Annotated in this window: 26 protein-coding genes; 19 read left to right on the forward strand and 7 right to left on the reverse strand. The window is 63.6% G+C overall.

Annotated features, from left to right (window positions below; translation table 11 throughout):
* Nucleotides 1-53: 53 nt before the first annotated feature.
* The 3 genes from ACLRDN_RS05375 to ACLRDN_RS05385 are packed head-to-tail and all read right to left on the reverse strand — an operon-like array spanning nt 54 to nt 2,863.
* Nucleotides 54-473, reverse strand: a complete 420-nt coding sequence (locus tag ACLRDN_RS05375; protein ID WP_413459291.1) for a GtrA family protein — start codon at nt 471-473, stop codon at nt 54-56.
* Nucleotides 466-1,452: a glycosyltransferase family 2 protein gene (locus ACLRDN_RS05380; protein WP_413459292.1), complete on the reverse strand. Its 987-nt coding sequence runs from the start codon at nt 1,450-1,452 to the stop codon at nt 466-468. Before ACLRDN_RS05380 ends, ACLRDN_RS05375 begins: the two co-directional genes overlap by 8 nt.
* A 10-nt stretch (nt 1,453-1,462) precedes the next feature.
* On the reverse strand, nt 1,463-2,863 hold the full coding sequence (locus ACLRDN_RS05385; RefSeq protein ID WP_413459293.1) for a DUF6056 family protein: 1,401 nt from the start codon (nt 2,861-2,863) through the stop codon (nt 1,463-1,465).
* Nucleotides 2,864-2,967: 104 nt separating this feature from the next.
* Here ACLRDN_RS05385 and ACLRDN_RS05390 point away from each other — a divergent pair, with 104 nt between their 5' ends.
* The 4 genes from ACLRDN_RS05390 to ACLRDN_RS05405 all read left to right on the forward strand — a co-directional run bounded on the left by ACLRDN_RS05390 (nt 2,968) and on the right by ACLRDN_RS05405 (nt 8,236).
* Nucleotides 2,968-4,083 carry a LacI family DNA-binding transcriptional regulator gene (locus tag ACLRDN_RS05390; RefSeq protein ID WP_413459294.1) on the forward strand — a complete coding sequence of 372 codons (1,116 nt, stop codon included), beginning with the start codon at nt 2,968-2,970 and terminating at the stop codon, nt 4,081-4,083.
* A gap of 164 nt (nt 4,084-4,247) precedes the next feature.
* On the forward strand, nt 4,248-5,627 hold the full coding sequence (gene gudD / locus ACLRDN_RS05395) for a glucarate dehydratase (protein ID WP_413459295.1): 1,380 nt from the start codon (nt 4,248-4,250) through the stop codon (nt 5,625-5,627).
* 113 nt (nt 5,628-5,740) lie between these two features.
* Nucleotides 5,741-7,096 (forward strand): MFS transporter, encoded by a 1,356-nt coding sequence (locus ACLRDN_RS05400; protein ID WP_413459296.1) that lies wholly within the window; start codon nt 5,741-5,743, stop codon nt 7,094-7,096.
* A 216-nt stretch (nt 7,097-7,312) separates the two neighbouring features.
* Nucleotides 7,313-8,236 carry a DedA family protein/thiosulfate sulfurtransferase GlpE gene (locus ACLRDN_RS05405; protein WP_413459297.1) on the forward strand — a complete coding sequence of 308 codons (924 nt, stop codon included), beginning with the start codon at nt 7,313-7,315 and terminating at the stop codon, nt 8,234-8,236.
* Here ACLRDN_RS05405 and ACLRDN_RS05410 read toward each other — a convergent pair.
* Together ACLRDN_RS05410 and ACLRDN_RS05415 are read right to left on the reverse strand one after the other, a co-directional pair.
* On the reverse strand, nt 8,218-8,604 hold the full coding sequence (locus ACLRDN_RS05410; RefSeq protein ID WP_413459298.1) for an OsmC family protein: 387 nt from the start codon (nt 8,602-8,604) through the stop codon (nt 8,218-8,220). The two genes, ACLRDN_RS05405 and ACLRDN_RS05410, sit on opposite strands and share 19 nt — an antisense overlap.
* A gap of 53 nt (nt 8,605-8,657) precedes the next feature.
* Nucleotides 8,658-9,449, reverse strand: a complete 792-nt coding sequence (locus ACLRDN_RS05415; protein WP_252697655.1) for an IclR family transcriptional regulator — start codon at nt 9,447-9,449, stop codon at nt 8,658-8,660.
* Nucleotides 9,450-9,791: 342 nt separating this feature from the next.
* On the opposite strand from ACLRDN_RS05415, the gene ACLRDN_RS05420 reads away from it, so the two are divergent.
* From ACLRDN_RS05420 to ACLRDN_RS05435, 4 genes are all read left to right on the forward strand, one after another.
* On the forward strand, nt 9,792-10,559 hold the full coding sequence (locus tag ACLRDN_RS05420) for an ABC transporter substrate-binding protein (protein ID WP_413459299.1): 768 nt from the start codon (nt 9,792-9,794) through the stop codon (nt 10,557-10,559).
* 94 nt (nt 10,560-10,653) lie between these two features.
* Complete coding sequence (locus tag ACLRDN_RS05425) at nt 10,654-11,310, forward strand: amino acid ABC transporter permease (RefSeq protein WP_413459300.1); 657 nt, start codon at nt 10,654-10,656, stop codon at nt 11,308-11,310.
* Nucleotides 11,307-12,035 carry an amino acid ABC transporter ATP-binding protein gene (locus tag ACLRDN_RS05430; protein WP_413459301.1) on the forward strand — a complete coding sequence of 243 codons (729 nt, stop codon included), beginning with the start codon at nt 11,307-11,309 and terminating at the stop codon, nt 12,033-12,035. The genes ACLRDN_RS05425 and ACLRDN_RS05430 overlap by 4 nt, the downstream gene beginning before the upstream one ends.
* 16 nt (nt 12,036-12,051) lie before the next feature.
* Nucleotides 12,052-13,344: an NAD(P)/FAD-dependent oxidoreductase gene (locus ACLRDN_RS05435; protein WP_413459302.1), complete on the forward strand. Its 1,293-nt coding sequence runs from the start codon at nt 12,052-12,054 to the stop codon at nt 13,342-13,344.
* A 92-nt stretch (nt 13,345-13,436) separates the two neighbouring features.
* Here the strand turns inward: ACLRDN_RS05435 and sodB are convergent, their stop codons facing one another.
* Nucleotides 13,437-14,015 (reverse strand): superoxide dismutase [Fe], encoded by a 579-nt coding sequence (gene sodB, locus ACLRDN_RS05440; protein WP_413459303.1) that lies wholly within the window; start codon nt 14,013-14,015, stop codon nt 13,437-13,439.
* A gap of 337 nt (nt 14,016-14,352) precedes the next feature.
* The gene (gene xseA, locus ACLRDN_RS05445) at nt 14,353-15,705 is read right to left on the reverse strand and encodes an exodeoxyribonuclease VII large subunit (RefSeq protein WP_413460347.1); all 1,353 of its coding nucleotides are present in this window, start codon (nt 15,703-15,705) and stop codon (nt 14,353-14,355) included.
* A 226-nt stretch (nt 15,706-15,931) separates the two neighbouring features.
* Here xseA and ACLRDN_RS05450 point away from each other — a divergent pair, with 226 nt between their 5' ends.
* The 11 genes from ACLRDN_RS05450 to ACLRDN_RS05500 all read left to right on the forward strand — a co-directional run bounded on the left by ACLRDN_RS05450 (nt 15,932) and on the right by ACLRDN_RS05500 (nt 25,709).
* Nucleotides 15,932-16,537: a MotA/TolQ/ExbB proton channel family protein gene (locus tag ACLRDN_RS05450; protein ID WP_413459304.1), complete on the forward strand. Its 606-nt coding sequence runs from the start codon at nt 15,932-15,934 to the stop codon at nt 16,535-16,537.
* A gap of 21 nt (nt 16,538-16,558) precedes the next feature.
* Nucleotides 16,559-16,987, forward strand: a complete 429-nt coding sequence (locus ACLRDN_RS05455; protein ID WP_413459305.1) for an ExbD/TolR family protein — start codon at nt 16,559-16,561, stop codon at nt 16,985-16,987.
* Nucleotides 16,988-17,100: 113 nt separating this feature from the next.
* Complete coding sequence (gene lpxK / locus ACLRDN_RS05460; RefSeq protein ID WP_413459306.1) at nt 17,101-18,129, forward strand: tetraacyldisaccharide 4'-kinase; 1,029 nt, start codon at nt 17,101-17,103, stop codon at nt 18,127-18,129.
* Nucleotides 18,110-18,298: a Trm112 family protein gene (locus ACLRDN_RS05465; protein WP_034339340.1), complete on the forward strand. Its 189-nt coding sequence runs from the start codon at nt 18,110-18,112 to the stop codon at nt 18,296-18,298. The genes lpxK and ACLRDN_RS05465 overlap by 20 nt, the downstream gene beginning before the upstream one ends.
* Before the next feature lie 56 nt (nt 18,299-18,354).
* Entirely contained in the window at nt 18,355-19,170 is an 816-nt protein-coding gene (kdsB, locus tag ACLRDN_RS05470; RefSeq protein WP_413459307.1) for a 3-deoxy-manno-octulosonate cytidylyltransferase, read from the forward strand.
* Nucleotides 19,171-19,453: 283 nt separating this feature from the next.
* The gene (gene adk, locus ACLRDN_RS05475) at nt 19,454-20,110 is read left to right on the forward strand and encodes an adenylate kinase (RefSeq protein ID WP_413459308.1); all 657 of its coding nucleotides are present in this window, start codon (nt 19,454-19,456) and stop codon (nt 20,108-20,110) included.
* Nucleotides 20,111-20,387: 277 nt separating this feature from the next.
* Nucleotides 20,388-22,427, forward strand: coding sequence for a sodium-translocating pyrophosphatase (locus ACLRDN_RS05480; protein ID WP_413459309.1), 2,040 nt, complete (start codon nt 20,388-20,390; stop codon nt 22,425-22,427).
* A gap of 205 nt (nt 22,428-22,632) precedes the next feature.
* Nucleotides 22,633-23,391 (forward strand): SDR family NAD(P)-dependent oxidoreductase, encoded by a 759-nt coding sequence (locus ACLRDN_RS05485; protein WP_413459310.1) that lies wholly within the window; start codon nt 22,633-22,635, stop codon nt 23,389-23,391.
* Between the two features lie 60 nt (nt 23,392-23,451).
* A complete protein-coding gene (locus ACLRDN_RS05490; protein ID WP_209531980.1) occupies nt 23,452-24,657 on the forward strand; it encodes a patatin-like phospholipase family protein in 1,206 nt (401 codons plus the stop codon).
* Between the two features lie 125 nt (nt 24,658-24,782).
* Nucleotides 24,783-25,178, forward strand: a complete 396-nt coding sequence (locus tag ACLRDN_RS05495; protein ID WP_413460348.1) for a ribonuclease domain-containing protein — start codon at nt 24,783-24,785, stop codon at nt 25,176-25,178.
* A gap of 24 nt (nt 25,179-25,202) precedes the next feature.
* On the forward strand, nt 25,203-25,709 hold the full coding sequence (locus ACLRDN_RS05500; RefSeq protein ID WP_413459311.1) for a barstar family protein: 507 nt from the start codon (nt 25,203-25,205) through the stop codon (nt 25,707-25,709).
* Nucleotides 25,710-25,802: the final 93 nt, after the last annotated feature.

Here is a 25,802-nt window from a genome sequence, read left to right on the forward strand (position 1 = left end):
ATTATTAATTCGAAGTTAATAATGCATTTGGCGCGCTGACGACGGTGGTTTCCCTACCTCGGTGCCGCAAATGCCCAGAGGGCGCTCAGGACATAGTTCAGCACCAGTACGAGCAGTGTGACGATCAGTTGCGCAAGACGATAGTCCCATCCGGTCCAGTGCAGCAGGAGCTGCAGCAGCAACGCATTGAGCACCAGGCTCAATGCGGCAATGAGCATGAAGCGCAGGATCGTGCGGCGATATTTTTCCTGGCTGGCAAAGGTCAGTCGATGGTTGAGCACGAAATTGAGCAGCGCACCCACCAGGGCACCGCAGGCAGTGGCCATGACGGCGCTCTGATGGAAGCATTCCACCAGGGTGAGCAGCACCGCGTAGTGCGCCAGTGTTCCTACTGCCCCCACCAGCGCAAAGACCAGGAATTGCATCGGTCGCAGCCGCGCTGGCTGCAGTTCTCCGGCCGGGCGCTCAGCCATGCGTTGAGGCTGGTGTCGTATCGCTGCCCGTTGCGCTCGCCTGGGCGCGATGACAGTGACGGATCACGTAGATGGGACGCTGTTTGCTCTCCATGTAGATCCGTCCGATATATTCGCCGAGGATGCCCATGCCGACCAGCTGGAGGCTCCCCGTGAACAGAATCGCCACCAGCAGCGAGGCATAGCCCGGCACATCGACCCCGTGCAACAAGGTGCGGAGGACGATGTAGAGCGCATAGAGGGAAGTGATCAGGGTACCGCTGATGCCCAGGTAGGTCATGATGCGCAGCGGGACGGTGCTGAAGCTGGTGATGCCTTCGAGCGCGAAATTCCAGAGCTTCCAGCCGGAGAATTTGGTCAGACCGACTTCCCGCGCCTGGCGTGCGTATTCCAGCGTCACCGTCTTGAAACCGACCCAGGCGAACAGGCCTTTCATGAATCGCTGGCGTTCGGGAAGCTGCCGCAGCGCATCGACCACGACCCGGTCCATCAAACGGAAATCACCCACGTTTTCCGGGATCTTGATGCCGGAGAGTGCATTGTGGAAACGATAGAACAGCGAGGCGCTCTGGCGCTTGAGGTAGGAATCGCTGCTGCGGTCGGTCCGTTTTGCCAGGACCACTTCGGCGCCTTGCTCCCACTGCCCGATCATCTGCGCGATCAACTCTGGCGGGTCTTGCAGGTCGGCGTCGATGGGAATGACCGCATCGCCGCCGGCGGCATCGATGCCGGCCGTCATGGCCGCTTCCTTGCCGAAATTGCGGGAAAGTTCGAGGACCGTGAAGCGCGGGTCGCGCTGGTGCAGTTCCAGCAGTTCGCGCAGCGTGCTGTCGCGGCTGCCGTCATCGACGCAGATGATCTCGAAGCGATAGGCCGGCAGTCCCGCGGCGATGGCAGAGATGGAGCGGGCGAAGCCATCGACGCCGCCCCCTTCGTTGTAGAACGGGACGACCAGTGAAATGGTCTTGGGGCGCGTCATGATGGGGTCCTCACCGGGCGGAGATTTCTTTGAGGTGGAAATAATTGGCAAAACAGACGTTTTCCCATTGGCGCGGATCGGACAACACGTCATTGAAATACGTGATCGGCTTGGGCTCGCGGGTGTAGGCTTTGACCACCAGGGACTGGTGGTCGGACTGCTCGATGGTAGCGAAGCGCTCATCCATCAGGCGACGCAACGCTGCACTTTCTTGCAGCTCGGACCAGACCGGCAACACCGTGGCTGCCGGGATCAGGACGGCACTGGCCACTGCGCCCAGCACCACCACCGAGAGCAGGCCGGCCACCACCGGACGCGGCGTATCGTCGCGCGCCGAACGCTTGCCGTTGAGCCACCACGCCGCGATCATCGCCATCACGTTGATCAGCAGGAAGTCGATGGTGCGTGAGCGTTCCGGTCCCAGTTCGTTGAGCGCGTAGACACGCGGGAAAATGCCCGCCCACAGGGCCAGCAACAGTACGCCAATGAGCACGGCCACCCGCAAGCCCTGGGGCCTGGTCGACGGTGCGATGCGGCAGGCCCACATGAGGACGAAGAAAATCAAGGAATGCAGGATGAGCGTGACGACGTATTTTTTGAAGAGCAAGCCCAGCGAGTCCAGCAGCGCCGCCACCAGGCTGGTGTCATGGACGGTGGTCGCTGCCCGCGCGAAGTTGCCGGGGGCCAGGCCCGCCACCAGGGTGCCGGCGAGTGCGCCGAGCGCTGCCAGCAGGTACAGTGCGCCACGGCGCTGACGCAACAGCAGCCAGGCGCTCAGGATGGCCACCAGCGTCAGATGCACCAGCGAGGCAACTTCGTTGAAACCAGCCAGCAGGAAACCGCCCAGTGCCAGCCACACCAGACGCATTCCCTTCGCTTCGACGGCACCGCAGCAGATCTTCCACTCTTGCGCCATCAGCACCAGCAGCAAGGCACATGCGGTGCCGTAGGTAGCGCCGCCGGAGAGCCAGAAGAGCGACTCCCGCATCCGGAAGGTGGCCAGCAGCATCATGCAGAACAGCACGTAGAACGGCCAGGACCGCAGTCCGACCGCACCCAGGAAATGCCACGCCGCCAGCAGGTTGAGCAGCAGGATGGTGAGCGGCACCAGGTAGTAATGGTCCAGCAGCAGCGTGCGCGCGGCGGCGAAGGACGAGATGAGCACGGTGGCGGCGAAGCGTCCGCCCCAGTTGAAGTATTCAAACACCAGGTTCGACCACTGGCCGCGCTGTTGCGCCCCGTGGCCGTAGCAGAAGTCATCCACGGCAGCGATGGCATGCCAGCCGTTCCATGCGATCCAGGCGAACAGGGCAAAAGCACCGGTCAACAGAAGCACGCGCACAATGGCGGCCAGTCTGGCATCCGTAACGCGAGAGCCCATGCGGGAGAAAGTGGGGGTAGTGCTTGCCATGAGAGAGTGATTCCAGTCGGTTTTTGACCGGCGACATTGTACAGAAGGGTAGGCCCGCTCTGCCAGCGACTGTCCGTGGTATCGCTACCAGCACCGGTGCTAAAATGGCGCCCATGCCAGAACACCGCGTCTTTCCCGTCGATTCCTCCACTGATCCCAGCTCCAAGTCACGCGACGACGACAGCGCCGAACCGCGCCGCCGGGGTCCGCGCAAGAGCGGCGGTGGCATCACGCTGCGCGATGTGGCGCAGCTGGCGGGAGTGGCGCCGATCACCGCGTCGCGTGCCTTGAATACGCCCTCGGCGGTCTCGCCCAAGGTGTTGCAGAAGGTGCGTGAGGCGGTCGAGAAAACCGGTTACGTGCCCAACCTGCTGGCCGGTGGACTGGCCTCCAACAAGAGCCGCCTGGTGGCGGTGGTGGTGCCCACCGTCATCGGCCCGGTGTTCCAGGAAATCGTCCATACCCTCACCGAAACGCTGGCTGCGGCCGGCTACCAGGTCATGCTGGGCCAGAGCGGCTACGAGAATTCGCGCGAAGATGCGCTGCTGGAAGCCATCATCGGCCGCCGTCCCGATGGCGTGGTGCTGACCGGCATCATGCGCTCGGCAGAAGCGCGCAAGCGGCTGCTGGCCAGCGGTATTCCGGTGGTGGAGACCTGGGACCTGACACCGACCCCAATCGATATGCTGGTGGGCTTCTCGCACGAAGCCATCGGCCGCGAAGTGGCGCGCTACCTGCATGCGCGGGGACGCCGCAAGGTGGCCGTGGTGGGCGGTCGCGACGAGCGCAGCCAGCGGCGCATGAATGCCTTCGCGCAGGAGTGCGCGGCGCTGGGCATGCAGCAGGGCAGGGGCGAGGTTCCCATGCATCACGTCGTCGCCCCGACGACGCTGGGGCAAGGACGCCAAGGTTTGGCCGAACTGCTGCAGGCGCAGCCTGATCTGGATGCCATCTTCTGCAGCTCCGACTTGCTGGCGCTGGGCGTGATGATCGAAGCGCAAAGCCGCGGCCTCGCCATTCCCGGGCAACTGGCCGTGGTCGGTTTCGGCGATCTGGAATTCTCGCGCGATCTGCAGCCGCGTCTGACCACGGTGCGCATCGATGGCACCGGCATCGGCCAGCGCGCCGCGCGCTTCATCATCGAGCGCGCCTCGGGCGGCGAGGTCAGCGAGCGTATTGTCGATGTCGGCTTCTCCATCATTGCGCGCGACAGCGCCTGATATTTCTCCGTTCTGTTTCTCCCTTGCTGATGAGTTGATGCCTTGAGGCAATCACCAGTTTCCCGTTGACAGTCAAATTTGGTACCGCTACCATGCATTCATTCTGAATTTGGTACCGCTACCAAATTGCAATCTGATCGATTCCGTCCCGGAGAGAGCCCGCCATGACCCAGAGCCCAGTTTTTGCATCGTCCCCGATATCTTCGCCCTCCCGGCACAATGGCGCGCCGCGCGTGACCGACATGCGCGTCATCCCGGTGGCCGGGCATGACAGCATGCTGCTGAACCTGTCGGGGGCGCATGGCCCGTATTTCACGCGCAATATCGTTGTCCTCACCGACAGTGCCGGTAATACGGGCGTGGGCGAAGTGCCGGGCGGGGAGGGCATCCGCCAGACGCTCGATGATGCGCGCTCGCTGGTGGTGGGCCAGTCCATCGGCAATGTGCAGGGCATCCTCAATCGTGCCCGCACCGCCTTCACTGACCGCGATGTGGGCGGACGCGGCCTGCAGACCTTTGACCTGCGCATCGCCATCCATGCCGTCACCGCCCTGGAGGCGGCCCTGCTGGACCTGCTGGGCAAGTTCCTCGACGTACCCGTGGCTGCCTTGTTGGGCGAGGGCCAGCAGCGCGATGAGGTGGAGATGCTGGGGTATCTGTTCTACGTAGCCGATCGCCGCAAGACTGATCTGCCGTATCTGGCCGCAGCGGATGCGGACGACGACTGGCTGCGCCTGCGTCACGAAGCCGCGCTCACGCCGGAAGCGGTGGTGCGCCTGGCCGAGGCGGCCTATGCACGTTACGGCTTCAATGACTTCAAGCTCAAGGGCGGCGTGATGCGCGGCGAGGAGGAGATCGCCGCCGTCACCGCCTTGGCCGAGCGCTTCCCCAAGGCACGCATCACGCTCGATCCGAATGGCGGCTGGCTGCTCAAGGACGCCATTCGCCTGTGCCGCGACCAGCATGATGTGCTGGCCTACGCGGAAGATCCCTGTGGAGCCGAGGACGGCTATTCCGGCCGCGAAGTGATGGCCGAGTTCCGCCGGGCCACGGGCCTGCAGACCGCTACCAACATGGTAGCGACCGACTGGCGCCAGATGGGCCATGCGATCTCGCTGCAATCGGTGGACATCCCGTTGGCCGATCCGCATTTCTGGACCATGCAGGGATCGGTGCGTGTGGCGCAGATGTGCCATGCGTGGGGCCTGACCTGGGGTTCGCATTCGAACAACCACTTCGATATTTCCCTGGCCATGTTCACCCATGTGGCAGCGGCCGCGCCGGGCAAGATCACGGCCATCGATACCCACTGGATCTGGCAGGACGGCCAGCGTCTGACGCGTGAGCCGCTGCAGATCGTAGGCGGCAAGGTCAAGGTGCCGGCCAAGCCTGGCCTTGGTGTGGAGCTGGACATGGAGCAAGTCGAGGCAGCGCACCAGACCTACCGCAACATGGGGCTAGGCGCACGCGATGATGCAGTGGCCATGCAATACCTGGTCCCCGGCTGGAAATTCGATCCCAAGAAACCTTGCCTGGTGCGTTGAGCAAGGGTCTTCATCTGTTTTGACGAGGCTGCGAGAAGAGCGCGATCAACGCGTCGGCGGCCTGCACTTTCTTTCATCAACCGGCAGTACGGGCTCATACGAGGAGACAACCCGTGAATCCATCCCAGTCCTCCCCTGCAGCGAACCAGGTCCTCACCTCGGCGGTGAGCAAGATCAAGTGGCGCATCCTGCCGCTGTTCGTGGCCATGTTCATCATCAACTACATCGACCGCGTCAACATCGGTTTCGTGCGCAGTCACCTCGCCACCGATCTTGGGATCGGCGCAGCGGCCTTTGGCCTGGGCGCGGGCTTGTTCTTCGTCGGCTATGCGATCTTCGAAGTTCCTTCCAACATGCTGCTGCAACGCTATGGCGCGCGCGCCTGGCTCACGCGCATCATGTTCACCTGGGGCCTGGTGGCGGCTTGCATGGCCTTCGTGCACAGCGAGACCAGTTTTTATTTCATGCGCTTTTTGCTGGGCGTGACCGAGGCCGGTTTCTTCCCGGGCGTGGTGTATTACTTCACGCAGTGGCTGCCCAATCATGAGCGTGGCCGGGCCATGGCAGTGTTCCTGTCGGGCTCGGCGATTGCATCGATTCTCTCCGGTCCGATCACCGGCGCGCTGCTGTTGATTGAAGGTGGCGGACTGCATGGCTGGCAATGGATGTTCCTCATCGAGGGCGGGGCGTCGATGCTGTTCTGCGTGGTGGTGTGGAAGGTGCTGGACTCGACGCCCCGTGATGCCAAGTGGCTCTCGCCGGAACAGCGAGAAGCCCTGGCCACGGTCATCGCGGCCGAGCAGGAGCAGCGTGCAGCCAATCGTCCGCCGCATGTCTCGGCGCTGAGCTTGTTGCGCGATCCGCAGATCGTGCTGTTCTGCCTGATCTATTTCGCCATCCAGCTGACCATCTATGGCGCCACTTTCTGGCTGCCGACCATCATCAAGAAGATGGGGCACTTCAATGATTTCCAGGTTGGCCTGTTCAATTCGATTCCGTGGATCGTGGCCATTGCGGCGATGTATGTCTTCGCCGTGCTGGCCGCGCGCTACAAGAAGCCGCAGTTCTGGGTGGCGACCACGCTGGTGATCTCGGCCATCGGCATGGCCGTCTCGGCCTCGGCCGGTCCGGTGGTCGGCTTCGTGGCAGTGTGCTTTGCGGGTATCGGGTTCAAGGCGGCTTCGTCCTTGTTCTGGCCGATTCCGCAGGCCTATCTGGATGCGCGCATTGCGGCAGCGGTGCTGGCACTGATCAATTCGCTGGGCAACCTGGGCGGCTTCTTCGCGCCGGCTACCTTCGGTTACCTGGAGCAGAAGACCGGTTCCATCCAGGGCGGCCTGTATGCCCTGTCGGCGGCGTCGCTGGTGGCGGCGGTGCTGGTGTTCCTGGCTCGGACCCGGCCGTCGGTGCAGGGTGGGGGTGGTTCGGCAGAGAGCCGCACGGAGGCGGTGGCCAAGCACGCGGTCTGAGCTCGTTCCATTATTGATTTCTCCGAGGTCTTTCCTCGTTTGCGTCCGCCCGCCCGTGGTCCCACGGTGCGCCGGGCGCATTTTTACGGGATTGGCGCGCGCCGCATTTGTCCAAGCGCAGGGACAGTCCGCGCGCCTATAATGGCATCCTGCAATCCGCCATCACGGCGGAACAGCCACCGCCTCCCAGGTGGTGAGACATCAAGGCAGCCGGCCATGGACACCCTCTACCACCTGATCGAGCAATACGGTCTGATCCTCGTTTTCATCAACGTGCTGGTCGAGCAGCTGGGCGCGCCGGTGCCGGCCTATCCCACGCTGATCATCACCGGTGCGCTCTCGGCGACCGGACGCTATTCGCCGGCGCTGTTGCTGCTGCTGGCGGTGAGCGCGGCGCTCATTGCCGACTATTGCTGGTACCTTGCCGGGCGCCGCTACGGCCGCCAGATCATGTCGCGGCTGTGCCGTATTTCGCTCTCGCCGGACTCCTGTGTGCGCCAGACCGAATCGATCTACCTGCGCTGGGGCGCGCGTTCGCTCTTGCTGGCCAAATTCATTCCGGGCTTCGCCTCGATTGCCAGTGCGCTCTCGGGCACCATGGGCACGCGCCGCATCAGCTTCGTTTTATGGGATGCGGCCGGCAGCGCCCTGTGGGCGGGATTGGGGATTTTCCTCGGTTCGCTCTTCAGCTCGGCGGTGGACGACCTGCTCAATGTGCTGGCGCAACTGGGCCATTACGGCATGCTCATGATTGCCGTGGCGTTGGCGGCCTTCGTGGCCAACAAGTGGTGGCAGCGCCGGCGTTTCCGCAAGTCGCTGGAGATGGCGCGTATTTCAGTGGAAGAATTGAATACGATGCTCGAAGAGGGCAATGCGCCCACCATCATCGATGTGCGTTCGCCGATGTCGCAGCTGGATGGCCGCATTCCGGGTGCCGTCACCATTTCCAACCAGGAAATCCAGACCTTCGTCTTCGATGGCCCCGTCGAGGGTGAGGTGGTGGTGTATTGCGCCTGTCCCAACGAGGCCTCGGCGGCCATGGTGGCGCGCCAGCTGATGCGGCGCGGCTATACGCGCGTGCGGCCGCTCACCGGCGGCATCGATGCCTGGCGCGCCGCGGGTTACGCCATCGATGTCTGAATCGCGGTGCCCTGGCGGATGGTCTTGGTGACCGGCGTCTTTTCGCAGATCTCGGCCAGGCGCGTGAGTTGTTCTTGCGTCAGGGCATTGCCGAAGCTGATCTTGCGGGTGATGGTTTCCAGGCCGCTGTCGTCGCGCCCGAAGTGGGCGTCCACCGAGATGCTGCCCAGATCCCAGCCCTTGCGGTCGGCATACATGCGCAGCGTGAGCGAGGTGCAAGAGGCCAGCGCGGCCAGCAGCAATTCATAGGGCGCGGGGCCGGTGTCCTTGCCGCCATTGCTTTCGGGTTCGTCGGACTTGAGCTGGTGGATGCGCGCCTTGATGTCCTGGGCGTAGCCGGCGGCGTTGTGCAGGGTGATGTGGGCCATGAGGGTCTCCGTTGGGCAAGTGATCAATGTGACCGGTGATTGTGTCACAAGGCTCACACCAGCGTGCGTACCGAATTGGAAATGGCGCGCGCGCACTCCAGCACCAGGGGGCCCAGCTTCTTCTCGGCATCTTCCACATTCCAGCGGCTGGTCGGTGCAACCACATGAACCGACGCCACCGGCCGGCGCTCGCTGTTGAACACCGGGGCGGCGATGGTCATGTCTCCCAGGAACAGTTCTTCCCGGTTGCTCGCAAAGCCGCGTTCACGGCTGCTCTCCAGCAACTGCATGATGTCTTCCACGTGGGTCCGGGTATGCGGCGTGTGCTGCGTGCGCTCGCTGGCGGCCAGGATGGCGCGTGCCTCGGCAGGGTCGAGGCCGCTCAGGTAGGCGCGGCCGGAAGCCGTGCAGTACATCGGGATGCGGCTGCCGATGGGCATGTGGATGGGGATGAATTTGCTGGCCACGAAGCGCGCTACATAGACCATCTCGCAGTCGTAGGGCTCGGTCAGGTTGACGGTCTCACCGGTGATGTTGGCCAGCTCCGAGAGAAACGGGTTGGCCACGTCCACCAGGATGTCGGCGGCCAGATAGTTGTAGCCCACCTCCATGACCTTGGGCGTGAGCTGGTAGCGGCGCGTCTTGGGATGCTTGCAGACATACCCCAGCATTTCCAGCGTATGCACCATGCGCTGAGCCGAACTCTTGGACATGCCGGTGGCGCTGGCCACGTCGCCCAGCGTCATCGTGCGGTGCTGGGCATCGAAGGCGCGCAGCACGGCCAGCCCCTTTTCCAGTGATTGATTGAACAGCAGGTCCGAGGCGGTCTGGTCGGGCTCGTTCATGCGCGCTCCTGGAAGAGAAGTGGGGAAAAAGTAATCGCTTTGATTTTACGATAATTTGGTCCGCGCGTATCGAATATCGATACATAAATATCTATTGACGATTCATGTAAATTAAATATACTTATTTCAACGCGTCATATTGATATGCATGCCGCGCATCGAGGCCATACCGGGCAGTCCGATGCGAGGCCGCTTCGGGTGTTGCAGCATCCGGTTCCGAGAGGGGCCGCCGCAGTCCTTGCAGGTCCACGCACCGCCGAGGGGTTTTGCACCGTCGCGCGGACTTCCAGCCGTCCATCCTGATCGCGCCTGGTCGCGGTCTCGCGCCAAAGGGGAAGTTGTATGAAGCCATTCCATTGCCTGTTCAAACACCTGCTGGGCAGCATCGCCCTGGCCGCCACGCTGGCTGCCGCGCCCGCCATGGCACAGTCGAGCTACAACGTGGGGGCGACCTCCACCGGTGTGCCCTTCACCTTCCTTGACATCAAGACCAACAAGCTGCAGGGCATGATGGTCGATACCGTCACCGCCGTGGGCAGCAAGGCTGGTTTTGCGGTCAACATCCAGCAGACACCGTTTTCTGCGCTGATCCCTTCGCTGACCGGAAACAAGATCGACATCATTGCCGCAGCGATGTTGAAGACCGAGGCGCGCGCCCAGATCGTCGATTTCAGCGATCCGGTCTATTCGTATGGTGAGGGTCTGTTCGTCAATGTCCAGGACACCAGGAGCTACAAGACCCTCGATGACCTCAAGGGCGAGATCGTCGGTGCACAGGTGGGCACCGTCTTTGTGGATGCCCTGAACAAGAAGGGTGGTTTCAAGGAAGTGAAGACCTATGATTCGGTGGCCGACATGATGCGCGATGTCGGCCTGGGGCGTATCAAGGCTGGCTTCGGTGACCGTCCCATTGTTGCTTACCAGCTGTCGCAAGGCGCCAATCCACAGGTGCGCCTGGTCAAGGAATATCAGTCCACCCTCATGGGTGACGTCTGCCTGGTCATCCGCAAGGGGGACCCCAAGCTCATGGAACGCTTGAACAAGGCCATCGCCGAGCTCAAGGCCGATGGCACGCTGGCACGCATCGTGGAGCAGTGGAAGCTGAACTGATCCGGGCATTCACCGTTTTCATCTTCCGCCCAAGAGGCGCCGCTCCACCGGCGCCTTGCCGGCCCGCTCCCCTACCTGCCCCCCTTCTGCGCCCATGCTTGTGCAAACCGTGCTGGACTTCCTGCCCATCCTCCTCAAGGGAGCGCTGGTCACCGTCGAAGTCACGATCCTTTCCTTCCTGCTCAGTTCGGTGATCGGACTGCTGCTGGCCCTCATGAAGGTCTCGCGCCTGAAGCCAGTGGCACTGGCTGGCGCCACCGTCATCAACATCATCCGCGGGCTGCCGATCATCGTGCAGCTGTTCTACATTTACTTCGTGCTGCCTGACATCGGCATCCAGCTCTCGGCTTTCCAGGCGGGTGTGATCGGCTTGGGCATCGCCTATTCGGCCTATCAGGCGGAGAACTTCCGCGCCGGTATCGAGGCGGTGGATGTGGGGCAGATCGAGGCGGCGCAGTCGATCGGCATGCGCGGGCCGCTCATCATGCGCCGCGTGATCCTGCCGCAGGCCTTCCGCATCGCCTTGCCGCCTTATGGCAATACGCTGGTGATGATGCTCAAGGACTCCTCACTGGTGTCCACCATCACGGTGCTGGAAATGACGCGTGCCGGCCAGATGATCGCCTCCAGCACTTTCCAGAACATGACGGTCTACACCACCGTGGCAGTGCTGTATCTGCTGCTGTCGTTGCCGCTGGTGTTCGTGATTCGCCGTCTGGAGATCCGTCACGGCAAGGGGAGGGCACGATGATCGAGGTCAAGCATATTTCGAAGTGCTTCGGGCAGCACGAAGTGCTCAAGGATGTTTCTCTGTCCGTGGCCGAGGGCGAGGTCGTCTGCCTGATCGGACCGTCCGGCTCGGGCAAGTCCACGGTACTGCGTTGCATCAACGCACTGGAGTCTTACGAGCGCGGCGATATCTTCATCGACGGCCAGCGCGTCGACCGCGATGGTCCCGACATCCATCGCTTGCGTACCCGCGTGGGGATGGTGTTCCAGCGCTTCAACCTGTTCCCGCATCGAACGGTGCTGGAAAACGTCACCGAGGGTCCGGTCTTCGTCAATGGCGTGCCACGCGAGCAGGCGCGGGCACAGGCCATGGCGCTGCTGGACAAGGTGGGCCTGGCCGCGCGCTGCGATGCCTATCCTTCCCAGCTCTCCGGTGGCCAGCAGCAGCGCGTGGCCATCGCACGCTCGCTGGCCATGCAGCCCGAAGCGATCCTGTTCGACGAGCCGACCTCGGCGCTGGACCCCGAGCTGGTGGGCGAGGTCCTGGCGGTGATGCGCACGCTGGCCGCCGATGGCATGACCATGATCGTGGTCACGCACGAGATGGGTTTTGCGCGCGAGGTGGCTGACCGCGTGTGCTTCCTGCACAGCGGCAGCATCGTCGAATCCGGCACGGCAGCCCAGGTGCTGTCTGAACCGCAGCATGCGCGTACGCAGGATTTCCTGCGGCGCGTGATCGGCAAGTGAGAACGAGGCCTGAGCCATGACACAGCAATCCAATGCGGCGTTTGCGCCGTCCCTGTGGGCGGCTACCGGCGGCGATCCGCTGGAGACCCCGCCCCTGCAGGCCAGCGCGCGCTATGACGTTGCCATCGTCGGCGCCGGCTACACCGGGCTGTCCACCGCGCTGCACCTGGCCGAGGCTGGAGTATCGGTGTGCGTGCTGGACGCCCGTGCGCCTGGCTGGGGTGCATCCGGCCGCAACGGCGGCCAGGTCATCCCCGGCCTCAAGTACGATCCCGACCAGTTGCGGGTCCTGTTTGGCAGTGCCAAAGCCGATCCTTTGATTGCAGCCATTGGTTCGGCAGCCGACACGGTATTCGATCTGATCGGCCGTCATGGCATCGATTGTGAAGCTCAGCGTTCCGGCTGGATCCAGCCCACGCATTCGCCCAAGGTGATGCGTGCGCTGGAAGCACGTGCGCAGCAGTGGATGGCCGAAGGCGCGCCGGCGCGGTTGATGGATGGGGCAGAAGTGGCGCGACACATCGGCACGGGCGCCTATGTCGGCGGATGGAAGGACGAGCGGGCAGGCAGCCTGCATCCCCTGAAGTATTGCCGGGGCCTGGCGCAAGCGGCGCAGCGGCTGGGCGTGGCCATCCATGGGGGCACCCCCGTGGCGCGCCTGGAACGCCGCACCAGCGGCTGGCGCCTGCATGCCGCGCAGGGTCCCCATATCGATGCCGAGCGCGTGGTCCTGGCCACCAATGGCTATACCGATGACCTGTGGCCGCACCTGCGGCAATCGGTCATCGCCGCCAACAGCTTCATCGTCGCTACCCGGCCGCTGCCGCCAGCGCTGGGTGCAAGCATCTTGCCCGGGGGCGAGGTTACTTCGGATTCACGCCGCCTGCTGCTGTATTACCGGCGCGACGCCGAGGGCCGCCTGCTCATGGGCGGACGCGGCCCCTTCCGCGAGCCGCGCGGACAGGCGGATTTTGCCCACCTGGAACGTTCTGTGGCCCTGCTGTTTCCCCAACTGGCCGGGGTGGAGTTTGACTACCGCTGGTCAGGGCGGGTGGCCATCACGCGCGACTTCCTGCCGCACGTACACGAACCTGCTGCCGGGCTGATCATTGCATTGGGCTACAACGGCCGTGGCATCGCCATGGCCAGCACCATGGGACGTTGTCTGGCACAGCGCCTGACCGGTCAGGCGGGCAGCGTGTTTCCTTTCCCGGTGAGTACCATCCAGCCCATTCCGCTGCATGGCCTGCAGCGTTTCTACATCGCCGCAGGTGTGGCCTGGTACAGTGTGCTGGACCGTTTTTCCTGAACACTGCAGCAGTTGCGGCAGTTGCGGCAGCTGCGCCAGACGAAAAAAAACCACGCTCGCGCGTGGTTTTTTCTTGCCGGGAGGCAGGGTGATCAAGCGAAGTTCTTGGCCACGAAGTCCCAGTTGATGATGCCCCAGTAGTTCTCGACGTACTTGGCGCGTGCGTTGCGGTAGTCGATGTAATACGCGTGTTCCCACACGTCCACGGTCAACAGCGGCTTGCTGTCGGTGGTCAGCGGGGTGCCGGCGCCGGTGGTGTTGACGATGTCCAGGGAACCGTCAGCCTTCTTGACCAGCCAGGTCCAGCCGGAACCGAAGTTGGCCAGGCCTTGCTTGGTGAACTCGGCCTTGAAGGCGTCGAAAGTACCCCACTTGGCGTTGATGGCGTCAGCCAGCGCGCCGCTCGGAGCGCCTTGGCCCTTCGGGGTCAGGCCGTTCCAGTAGAAGGTGTGGTTCCACACCTGGGCAGCGTTGTTGAAGATGCCGCCGGAAGATTTCTTGATGATCTCTTCCAGGGACAGGTTTTCGAATTCGGTACCCGGGATCAGGTTGTTCAGGTTGGTCACATAGGTCTGATGGTGCTTGCCATAGTGATACTCCAGGGTTTCCTTGGAAATCGTGGGCGCCAGCGCGTCCAGATCGTAAGGCAGTGCCGGAAGGGTATGTGCCATGATGAATCCTTTCAGTCTTGTTGGTTTGCTACGAAGGGGTCTTTTCCGAACCTGCGATTCTAAAGCGGAAGACAATTCTTTGCACTCGGTCAAATCTGGCGCGCGTCTGTCGCGCATCGGCCTCCAGTGCGGCAATGCGAATGGTTCCCAATGGGAGGCGCCGGTCGCCAGCGCAGGCAAGACCGTAGATGCCAGTCCCCGCAAGACGTTCCAGCTCATCGGCGCCCTGGCTGCCGTTGGCTACACCCGTAATACGCCGCGCTGCGCTGTATTGCGCCGGAAAATGCTTATGCCAAAAAAGTCTGCCACAGCCGTCAAGCAGGGCGGCCGGATCAGCTCAATCCAGCCGTGGCTGCACGCTGGCAATGCCGACCTCGGCACTGCCTTCGGCCAGGCGGATGGTCACTTCGCTGCGCGCGGCCAGCTCGGCCGGGGCGTGCAATACACGGCCCTGGCGGTCGCTGACGATGGCGTAGCCGCGCTCCAGCGTGCGTTGCGGATTGAGTAGTTCGAGCTGCGTACTCAGCCCCGCCAGCGCCTGCCGCTGGCGCAACTGCCGGGCGGCCTGCGCTCCTTGCAGGCGCCGCGTCAGGTCCAGCAGGTCGCGCCGGGCGTGGGCCGTGTCGGGAATCTGGTGCGACAGGTGGGTGGCGAGTTGCTGCAGGCGGTGGCGCATGCGGGTCAGCGGCACGCGGGTGGCGTGGGCAAGCCGGGTTTGCAGCGCGGCCAGTTTTACGCGTTCGTGCTGTATATACGCACTCGGGTTGACCAGGCGGCGCGAGAGCCAGTCCACGGTCTGCGCTTTTTCGGTCAGGTTGCGGCGCAGGGCGCGCGTGAGCTCATTGGCGTGGCCGCGCAGTTCAGCCAGCCAGTCCTCGCGCGCAGTGGCGGCCAGCTCGGCCGCGGCCGTGGGGGTGGGCGCGCGCAGGTCGGCGGCGAAGTCGGCGATGGTGAAATCGGTTTCGTGGCCGACACCGGAAATCACCGGCATGCTGGCCTCCACGATGGCGCGCGCCACCACTTCTTCATTGAACGACCACAGGTCTTCGATGCTGCCGCCGCCACGGCATACCAGCAGCACATCGCATTCGGCGCGCCCGGAGGCAGTGCGAATGGCATTGGCGATGCGCTGCGCCGCGCCTTCGCCCTGCACGGGCGTGGGGTAGAGCACCACTTCCACATGCGGGGCACGGCGGCGCAGGGTAGTCAGCACATCGCGCAAGGCAGCGGCCTGCGGGCTGGTGACGATGCCGATGCGGCGCGGGAAGCCCGGCAGGGCGCGCTTGCGGTCGCGGTCGAACAGGCCTTCGCGTTCCAGTCTTTCCTTCAGTTGCACGAAGGCGGCGTAGAGGTCGCCCACGCCGGAGCTGCGGATGGCTTCCACGTTGAGCTGATAATCGCCGCGCGGGGCGTAGAGCGTCACCAGGGTGCGCACTTCGACCTTGTCGCCTTCGCGTGGCATGAAGCCGGCGTATTGCGCGCGGCCCTTGAACATGACCGCACGCACCTGCGCCCCGTCATCCTTGAGGTTGAAATACCAGTGGCCGGAGGCGGCGCGGGTGAAATTGGAAATCTCGCCCTTGACCCAGATCAGCGGGAAATTGCGCTCCAGCATGCGCGCCACCGCCTGGTTCAGGCCGGAGACGGTCAGGATGGGTGGGCCGCCGTCGGTAGCGGCGGCGGCCGGCATGGCCTCCGGACGCGGGCGGGCAGCGGGGAAGGGCGGGAACTTGTCGGCAGGCATGGGACGCGGGGACTCCAGGGGCGATACAATGCCGCATTGTAAAGCCAAGCTGGCTGCGCTTGCCGAGCCGCGCGCAACCGGCTACATTCTGCACCGCAGAAACGGGCGTGCCGGACAAGGGCCGCCGGCTGCATCAGATTGACCGCTCATCCGCATTTCTTAGGAGTACGTTTTGCTCGCCATCATCCTCGCCGCCGGCTGGCCGATCTGGCCTTTGCTGATCGCTTCCATCATCGGCCTGGCGCTGGTCATTGAAAGACTGGCCTACCTGCGCCGCGCGCGCGTCCTGCCGCCGGACCTGCTGGGCGAAGTGGTCCGGGTCTACCAGAGCGGTCGCGTCAACGAGGACGTCATCGACAAGCTGGAACAGAATTCGCCGCTGGGCCAGGTGCTGGCCGCCGGCCTGCGCAACGTCGATGCCCCGCGCGAAGTGATGAAGGAAGCCATCGAGGAAGCCGGCCAGGCCGCCGCGCATCGTCTGGAGCGTTTCCTGACCACGCTGGGGACGATCGCTTCGCTGGCGCCGCTCATGGGCCTCTTTGGCACCGTGGTCGGGATGATCGAGATCTTCGCCTCGCAGAACGCCGCCGGAACCAATCCGGCGCAGCTGGCGCACGGCATCTCCATTGCGCTCTACAACACCGGTTTCGGCCTGGCCATTGCCATGCCGGCGCTGGTGTTCTATCGCCACTTCCGGGCCCAGGTCGACGGCTTCGTGGTTGACATGGAACAGCAGGCCGTCAAGTTCGTGGACATCGTCCACGATGTGCGCCGCTGATCCTGGACGACGGAGAACCGCATGAACTTCCGCAAGGGCCGTCCCCGCGAAGACCTGGAGATCAACTTGATCCCCTTCATCGACGTGCTGCTGGTGATCGTGATCTTCCTGATGGTGACCACCACCTACAGCAAGTTCACCGCCCTGCAGGTCACGTTGCCCACGGCCGATGCCCAGAAGGCGCTGGAACAGCCCTTCGAGATCAACATCGCCATCGACGCCAATGGCCGCTACGCCGTCAACAACAAGCGCATCGCTGCGCGGGATGCGCAGGGGCTGTCCGAAGAAATGCAGGCAGCGGTGCGCAGCAGCGGCAGCAAGGCCGATCCGGTCATCATCATCAATGCCGACGCGCTGGCCACACACCAGACCGTGGTCAACGTGATGGAGGCCGCACGCATGGCGGGTTATCCCAAGCTGACCTTCGCGGCGCAGTCGAGCAGCAAGTAGCCGGCCGCGAGCCGCACTGAAAATTTGCCAATAGCTTCACGTCATCCAGCAGCGATGGCGCGCCGGCCAGGTCCCGCCTGGCCCGCGTTTTTTTTATTCACTGGAACCCCAACATGGCCGAATCCAGGCCCACTGCCGAAGCCATCCTGACCCGCGCCTGGCAACAGCGCGGTCTGCTGGCCTGCCTGCTGTGGCCGGTGTCGCTGCTCTTTGGCGCGCTCGCAGCGCTGCGCCGCGCGCTCTTCGCGCTGGGCATCAAGCGCGCCGAACGGCTGCCGGTGCCGGTGATCGTGGTGGGCAACGTCTTCGTCGGCGGCACCGGCAAGACACCGTTTGCGATCTGGCTCATCGAGGCCTTGCGTGCGGCAGGCCTGCATCCCGGCGTGATTTCGCGCGGCTATGGCGGCGGTGCCGGGCAGACGCTGGAGGTCACGGCCGATGCGGCGGCGGCCCAGGTGGGGGACGAACCCTTGCTGATCGTCCAGCGCACCGGTGTGCCGCTGGTGGTCGGCCGGCGCCGGGCCGAGGCCGGGCGCGCCTTGCTGGCCGCGCATCCTGAGGTGGATGTGATCATTTCCGACGATGGCTTGCAGCATTACGCGCTGGCACGCGACATCGAGATTGTGCTCTCCGATGCGCGCGGTGTGGGCAACGGCTGGCTACTGCCGGCCGGGCCGCTGCGCGAGCCGGCTTCGCGCCGACGCGATTTTTCGGTGGTCAATGTCGGCGCGCAGGGCAGAGCATCCGGCGGCGCGCATGCCATGCGGCTGCAGGCGGACCAGGCCGTGCAACTGGCCCCGCCCGGTACGCGCAAGCCGCTGGAGCGGATGGGCGAGGGCGGCGTGCGGCTGGCGGCGGTGGCCGGGATCGGCAACCCCGGGCGGTTTTTTGCGACCTTGGAAGCAGCGGGTTTGTCCTTTGCGCGCCATCCCTTGCCCGACCATTTTGATTTCGCCATCGATCCTTTTGCAGGCCTTGCGGCCGATGTCATCCTGATCACGGAAAAGGATGCAGTAAAATGCAGGGCTATCGAGGCCATCCGAAACGACCCGCGCATCTGGGTCGTGCCTGTCTCGGCGCGCATCGACGGCGCGCTGGCTGAACATATAGTGGAGAAACTCCGTGAACGCCCGACTGCTTGATATCCTGGTGTGCCCCATCTGCAAGGGCCCGCTGGACTATGACAAAAAAGCCCAGGAACTGATCTGCAAGGCAGACAAGCTGGCTTATCCCATCCGCGATGGCATCCCCATCATGTGGGCCGATGAAGCGCGCGAACTGACGGCGGTGCCGGCAGCGCCTGCGGCCTGACGCGGGGCCCCGGTCTTTTGATTCCCGATTTTTGCCTTCCTGCTGCGGTTGATTCCATGACCTTTACCGTCATCATCCCTGCGCGCCTGGCTTCCACGCGCCTGCCCAACAAGCCCCTGGCCGACCTCGGCGGCAAGCCCATGATCGTGCGCGTGGCCGAGCGCGCCGCGCTCTCCGGGGCCACCCGCATCATCGTGGCCACCGACCACCACGACATCCACGCCGCCTGCGAGCAGCATGGCATCGAAGTGGCCATGACCCGCGCCGATCATCCCTCCGGCACCGACCGCATCGCCGAAGTCGCCGCTGCGTTGGGGCTCACCGAGGATGAGGTGGTGGTCAACGTGCAGGGCGATGAACCCCTGATCGATCCGGGCCTGATCGCCGCCACCGCCGCCCACATCAAGGACGGCGTACCCATGGCCACGGCCGCGCACGCCATCGAGACTGCCGAGGATGCCTTCAATCCCAACGTAGTCAAGGTGGTGCTCAACAAGGAAGGCTGCGCCATGTATTTCTCACGCGCCACCATTCCCTGGCATCGCGATGCGTTTGCCAGGTCGCGTGAGTCGCTGCCCGACGCCAGCGGTCCCGATCACGCCAATGAATACGTGCCGCTGCGCCATATAGGCCTGTATGCCTACAGCAACCGCTTCCTGCAGCTCTACCCGACGCTGGCCCCGGCCCCGCTGGAACGCATCGAGGCGCTGGAGCAATTGCGCGTGCTCTGGCATGGCCATGCCATCGCCGTGCACGTGACCTCGATGGTGCCCGAAGCCGGGGTGGATACGCCCGAAGACCTGTTGCGCGTGCGCAAGCATTTCGAGGCGCCGCCGGATAGCCCCCTGGTGCAGACCATCTCCGCGCTCTGATCGCTCCTCGGCGCGGCAGGCATGATCCGGCGCAAGGCTGTGCGGATCGGCTTGCTGTAAGTTCCATGTCAAGCTGACACGACACAATCAGAGTCCGGAGACTGCTTAAAAATCAGGCGTTTGTCATGGTTCGGTAAGATTTTGTGGTAAGTTTCGTCCCAGAGCTGATGCAAACGGCGCGCAAACAAGCTGCATAACCGTCCAGATGGTAGCGATCCTCTGCCATCACGTCGCAAAAGAATTCAAGCATTCATATTCAGAAACCCTCAATTTAGGAAACGACATGCGCCTCATCCTTTTAGGAGCGCCTGGTGCCGGTAAAGGCACGCAAGCCACTTTTATCAAGGAAAAATTCAACATTCCGCAGATCTCCACCGGCGACATGCTGCGCGCGGCCGTGGCTGCGGGCACCGAGCTTGGCATCGCTGCCAAGAAGGTGATGGATGCGGGCGGTCTGGTTTCCGACGACATCATCATTGGCCTGGTCAAGGATCGCCTGAAACAGGCTGACTGTGCCAATGGCTACCTCTTCGACGGTTTCCCGCGCACCACGCGCCAGGCCGATGCGATGAAGGAAGCCGGCGTGGCCATCGACTACGTGCTGGAAATCGACGTGCCCGACAGCGCCATCGTCGAGCGCATGAGCGGCCGCCGCGTGCACCCGGGTTCGGGCCGCACCTATCACGTCAAGTTCAACCCGCCCAAGGTCGAGGGCAAGGATGACCTGACCGGCGAAGCGCTGATCCAGCGTGACGACGACAAGGAAGAAACCGTCAAGAAGCGTCTGTCCGTGTATCACGAGCAGACCGAAGTGCTGGTGGGTTACTACGGTGACTGGGCCAAGTCGGGCCAGCCGGGTGCGCCGAAGTATCGCAAGATCGCCGGCGTCGGTCCGGTGGAAGAAATCAGGGATCGTGCATTTGCCGCCTTGGCGGAGTAAAGTGAAGCGGACTTCGGTCCGCTTTTTTTTTTTATGCTGTCGCTGCTGAGGCAGCTGGCACGGCAGTACGCAAAAAACTAAGTAAACCGATCACCGGTTGTGACGCCCGCCCGAGGGCGTGGCACCGGTGGCCCGGCAAGGCACAACAACTCCAATAAAAAAGGGCGACGCAATTTGCAGGCGCAGTATCGGCCGCGACGAACCGGAACAGCAGCACCCGGACGGCGTGGCGGATGTTCGTGATTGTTGATGAGTCGTGATAACAAAGGAGACGAAGATGGCACTTGCCCTGTGGTTTGCCATTGCCTGCGGCTTGGTCGCGGTGATCTATGGCCTGGTTTCTCGGCGCTGGATTCTCAAACAGGACCCCGGCAACCCCCGCATGCAGGAAATCGCCCTGGCCATCCAGCAGGGCGCGGCGGCCTATCTGGCGCGGCAGTACCGTACCATCGCCATGGTGGGGGTGGTGCTGCTGATCGTCATTGCGCTCATTCCCGGGTTGGGCTGGCTGACCGCCATCGGCTTCCTGCTGGGGGCGGTGCTGTCCGGCGCCTGCGGTTTCATCGGGATGAACGTGTCCGTGCGCGCCAATGTGCGTACAGCACAGGCCGCCACGCGCGGCATGAACGAGGCGCTGGGCGTGGCTTTCCGGGGCGGGGCGATCACCGGGATGCTGGTGGTGGGGCTGGGATTGCTGGGGGTATCCCTGTTCTTCTGGGTCCTCTATGTCTACGGACAGGGACGCGCCGCCAGCCTGCACGATGCCATCCAGCCCTTGATCGGACTGGCTTTCGGGGCATCCCTCATTTCCATCTTTGCGCGGCTGGGCGGAGGCATTTTCACCAAGGGTGCGGATGTGGGAGCCGACCTGGTGGGCAAGGTAGAAGCCGGCATTCCTGAGGATGATCCGCGCAATCCTGCGGTCATCGCCGACAACGTCGGGGACAACGTGGGCGATTGCGCCGGCATGGCCGCCGACCTGTTCGAGACCTATGTCGTCACGCTGGTGGCGACCATGCTCCTGGGCAGCCTCATGCTCAAGGGCCTGGAAACCCTGGCGGTGCTCTATCCGCTGGCGCTGGGCGGGGTGTCGATCCTGGCCTCCATCGTCGGTTGCGCGATGGTCAAGGCGCAGCCGGGAAAGAAGATCATGTCGGCACTCTATACCGGGCTGTGGTGGTCGGCCGGCTTGTCGTTGGTCGGCTTTGCGGCGGTCACATGGCTGCTGTTGCCGCCTGAATTGCGCGCGCCCCTGATGGGCGCAGCCGTGGTGGGCATCGTGCTCACCGGTCTCATGGTCTACATCACCGAGTACTACACCGGCACCGACTTCAAGCCGGTGCGCCATATCGCCGAAGCCTCCACCACCGGGCATGGCACCAATATCATCGCCGGTCTCGGGGTGTCGATGAAGTCCACCGCCTATCCCGTGCTGGCGGTGTGCGCGGCGATCCTGGCGTCGTACTGGCTGGCAGGCTTGTACGGGATTGCGATTGCGGCGACCTCCATGCTGTCCATGGCCGGTATCGTGGTGGCTTTGGATGCTTACGGACCCATCACCGACAATGCCGGCGGTATCGCAGAGATGTCGGGCTTGCCCGATTCGGTGCGCGCCATCACCGATCCGCTCGATGCTGTGGGCAATACCACCAAGGCCGTCACCAAGGGCTATGCGATCGGCTCGGCAGGCCTGGCCGCACTGGTGCTGTTTGCCGATTACACGCATGCGCTGGAGTCCGTGGGCAAGACCGCCAGCTTCGACTTGTCCAGCCCGGCGGTGATCATCGGGCTCTTCATCGGCGGGCTGATTCCCTATCTGTTCGGTGCCATGGCGATGGAAGCGGTGGGACGCGCGGCCGGTGCGGTGGTGGTGGAGGTGCGTCGCCAGTTCCGCGACATCCCCGGCATCATGGATGGCAGTGGGCGTCCCGAGTATGACCGCGCGGTGGATATGCTGACCTCTTCTGCCATCCGTGAAATGATCCTGCCGTCGCTGCTGCCGGTGATCGTGCCGATCCTGGTCGGGCTGCTGCTGGGGCCGTCGGCGCTCGGGGGGCTCCTGATGGGGACCATCGTCACCGGGCTCTTCGTGGCCATCTCGATGACCACTGGCGGCGGCGCCTGGGACAACGCCAAAAAATATATCGAAGACGGCCACCACGGCGGCAAGGGATCGGACGCCCACAAGGCCGCCGTCACCGGCGACACCGTGGGCGATCCCTACAAGGATACGGCCGGGCCCGCCGTCAATCCGCTCATCAAGATCATCAACATCGTGGCGCTGCTGCTGGTGCCCTTGCTGCCGACGGTGTCCTGACCCGATCTGACGGCAGCCCTGATTGTCGCCGCACGGATAGTCTGCCGTGCGGCGACCTGCGCATAATCCCCGCACCGCGAAGGGAAAGCCTGCATTGCCAGGCTGGCCGATTCGTCAAATAATGCCCCCTGATGAAACCCGTCATCAATGGCTCGCCGGCCAGGCCATCCGCCTGGCTGCGCGCAGAGAAAAAACAGGAGACTCCATGCGTATCGAAGGAAATGTATTCATCGTCACCGGCGCAGCATCCGGTCTGGGTGCGGCCACTGCCCGCATGATCGCAGCAGCCGGCGGCAAGCCGGTGCTGGCCGATCTCAACGAGGAGGCCGGCAGCGCGCTGGCCCGCGAACTGGGCGGCGTCTTCGTGCGCTGCGATGTCAGTTCGGAAGACGATGCCCAGGCCGTGGTGCATGCCGCGCAAGAGGCTGGCAGCCTGCGCGGACTGGTCAATTGCGCCGGCATCGCCCCGGCCGAGAAGCTGGTCGGCAAGAACGGCCCGCACAGCATGGCGCTGTTCATGAAGACGCTCAACATCAACCTGGTCGGCAGCTTCAACATGGCCCGCTTTGCGGCCGATGCCATGGCCAAGACCGAGGCGCAGGAAGAGGGCGAGCGCGGCATCATCATCCACACCGCCTCGGTGGCGGCCTACGATGGCCAGATCGGGCAGACGGCCTATTCGGCTTCCAAGGGGGCCATCGTTGCCATGACCCTGCCGATGGCGCGGGACCTCTCGCGCAGCGGCATCCGTGTCATGACCATTGCCCCGGGTATCTTCGAGACCCCCATGATGCTGGCCATGCCGCAGGAAGTGCGCGATTCGCTGGGGCAGGCCGTCCCTTTCCCGCCGCGCCTGGGCCGTGCCACCGAATATGCACAGCTGGCCCGCACCATCATCGAGAACGTGATGTTGAACGGCGAGACCATCCGCCTCGATGGTGCCATCCGCATGCAGCCCAAATAGACGGCATTTGCCTGCCAATTCTCTTGTCCACGGCGAGGGTGCTGCTGATAAGCTCCCCTCATGGAGACCATGGAACACAAAACAGGCTTGATCCTGACCGGCGGCGGCGCGCGGGCGGCTTACCAGGTGGGTGTGCTCAACGCCCTCTCGATGATCCTGCTCGAAGCCGGCTGGCCGGTGCACAGCAATCCCTTCCCCATCATCTGCGGCACCTCGGCCGGCGCCATCAACGGCACCGCCCTGGCCTGCCGGGCAGACGACTTCGGCGAAGCCGTGCGCGAGCTGATGGCGGTGTGGAGCAATTTCCAGGTGGAGCAGGTGTACCGCGCCGATTCGCTGGGCGTGATCCGCTCGGGGGCGCGCTGGCTGTCGCTGTTCTCCTTCGGCTGGCTGCTGCGCAAGTGGCGCGCCAATCCGCCCAATTCCCTGCTGGACAACACCCCGCTGGTGAGCATGCTGCATCGCCTGCTGGACCTGCCACGGCTGGATGCCGCCCTGGCCGAAGGACAGTTGCATGCGCTGGCGGTGACCGCCTCGTCCTACACCAGCGGCCAGCACATCACCTTCTACCAGTGTGCGCAAGAGATCGAACCGTGGCGCCGCACCCAGCGCCTGGCCATGCGCGACCAGATCGGCATCGACCATCTGCTGGCCTCGTCCGCCATTCCCTTCATCTTTCCGGCCATTCCGGTGTACATCGACGGCCGTTGCGAGTATTGCGGGGATGGCTCGATGCGCCAGATCGCCCCGATTTCCCCGGCCATCCACCTCGGTGCCACCAAGGTGCTCATCATCGGTGCCGGACGCATGGGCGAGAAGGGTGAGCAGGCCCCGACCAATACCCCGCATTACCCCAGCCTGGCGCAAGTGGCCGGGCATGCGATGTCGGGTATCTTCCTGGATGGCCTGTCCGCCGACATCGAACGCATCAACCGGGTCAACCAGACCTTGTCGGTCCTGAACGATGAGCAGCGCCGCCATACGCCCCTGAAACCCATCCGTACCCTGGTGATCTCGCCCTCCAAGCGCATCGACGGCATCGCCAGCCGCCACGTCGGCAACCTGCCGCGCCCGATCCGCACCATGCTGGGCGGAATCGGGGCCACCGAGGCGCGCGGTTCGGCGCTGGCGTCCTATCTGTTGTTTGAACAAAGCTTCACACGCGAGCTGATCGCCCTGGGCGAAAGCGATACCTACGCCAAGCGCGAGGAGGTGCTGGCCTTTTTTGAACCGGATACCGCCCAGCTGCTCCAAGCCTCTGCCTGATTTGCTGCCGGTCAAGTTCCTGGCCTGCCGTGGTTGCCTAGCCGAAAGCAACGCGTTAATCTACCGAGTGCTGTTGCCATTCATTGACAAAATTGCAATTAACAGAATCAATGCAGACGATGCAGATGCGAGCCCGCTTCATTTCTTCCTTCTTCGCCCGTTACTGGCTGGTGCTGCTGACGGCCCTGATGCTGGCCGCGCCGGTGCAGGCCAAGGGGCCGGTGCCGGGCAACTTGCCCGAGGTCAATCTTGACCAGCTGCCGCGCGAAGCCCAGCAGACCATGGCCCTGATCCGTCAGGGCGGACCTTTTCCATATGAAAAGGATGGTGCCGTCTTCGGCAACTATGAAGGGGTTTTGCCCAAGCAAAAGCGCGGGTATTATCGCGAATACACGGTCAAGACGCCGCGCGCCCGCAATCGCGGGGCCCGTCGTATCGTCAGCGGGGGAGAGCCGGCCTCTTCCGGCGAATACTATTACACCAGCGATCATTACAAGACCTTCCGCCGGATACGCGACTGATCGCTTCCGGGAGCAGGGCAGGGCGTGCGAGTCCTGTTGCAGCGAGCGAAACAGCAGGCCAGCCATCACCATCACGACAATTACGACAACCACGACAGCCACACAGCCTCGCCTATGGATACTGAAGGGAAAATGAGTTTGTTCAAAACGGTGCCGCCCAATATCGTGCAGTCGATCCGCGCTTTCCGCGTGACCGAGCTGCAGCAGGAGGCCGCGCACCTGCAGCAGCATTTTCTCTATGCCTATTGCGCCGAGGCCGTGACCAAGCAGCAGGTGCTGACCACCATCGCCACCGCCTTCCAGTTTCCCCGGCACTTCGGCAAGAACTTCGATGCCCTGCATGACTGCCTGACCGACCTGACCCACAAGGCCGGCAAGCAGATCGGTTTCGTCGTGGTGCTGGAACAACTGCCCAACACCCAGAAATTCGACAAGGAAGCGCGTGAGACCTTGCTCGATGTGTTCCGCGATGCGGCCGATTACTGGGCTGAGAAGAAGGTGCCGTTCCGCGTTTTCTATTCCTTCCAGTAAATTTTCTTCACATTTTGATAAACCTTTTACGCCACGCCGGACCTTTCACATCGTGAAAACCGGCGGCGGAGGGGCCGTCAGCAGGTACAATGC

It is taken from the genome of Herbaspirillum huttiense (assembly GCF_047300815.1).
Classification (GTDB): domain Bacteria; phylum Pseudomonadota; class Gammaproteobacteria; order Burkholderiales; family Burkholderiaceae_D; genus Herbaspirillum; species Herbaspirillum huttiense_A.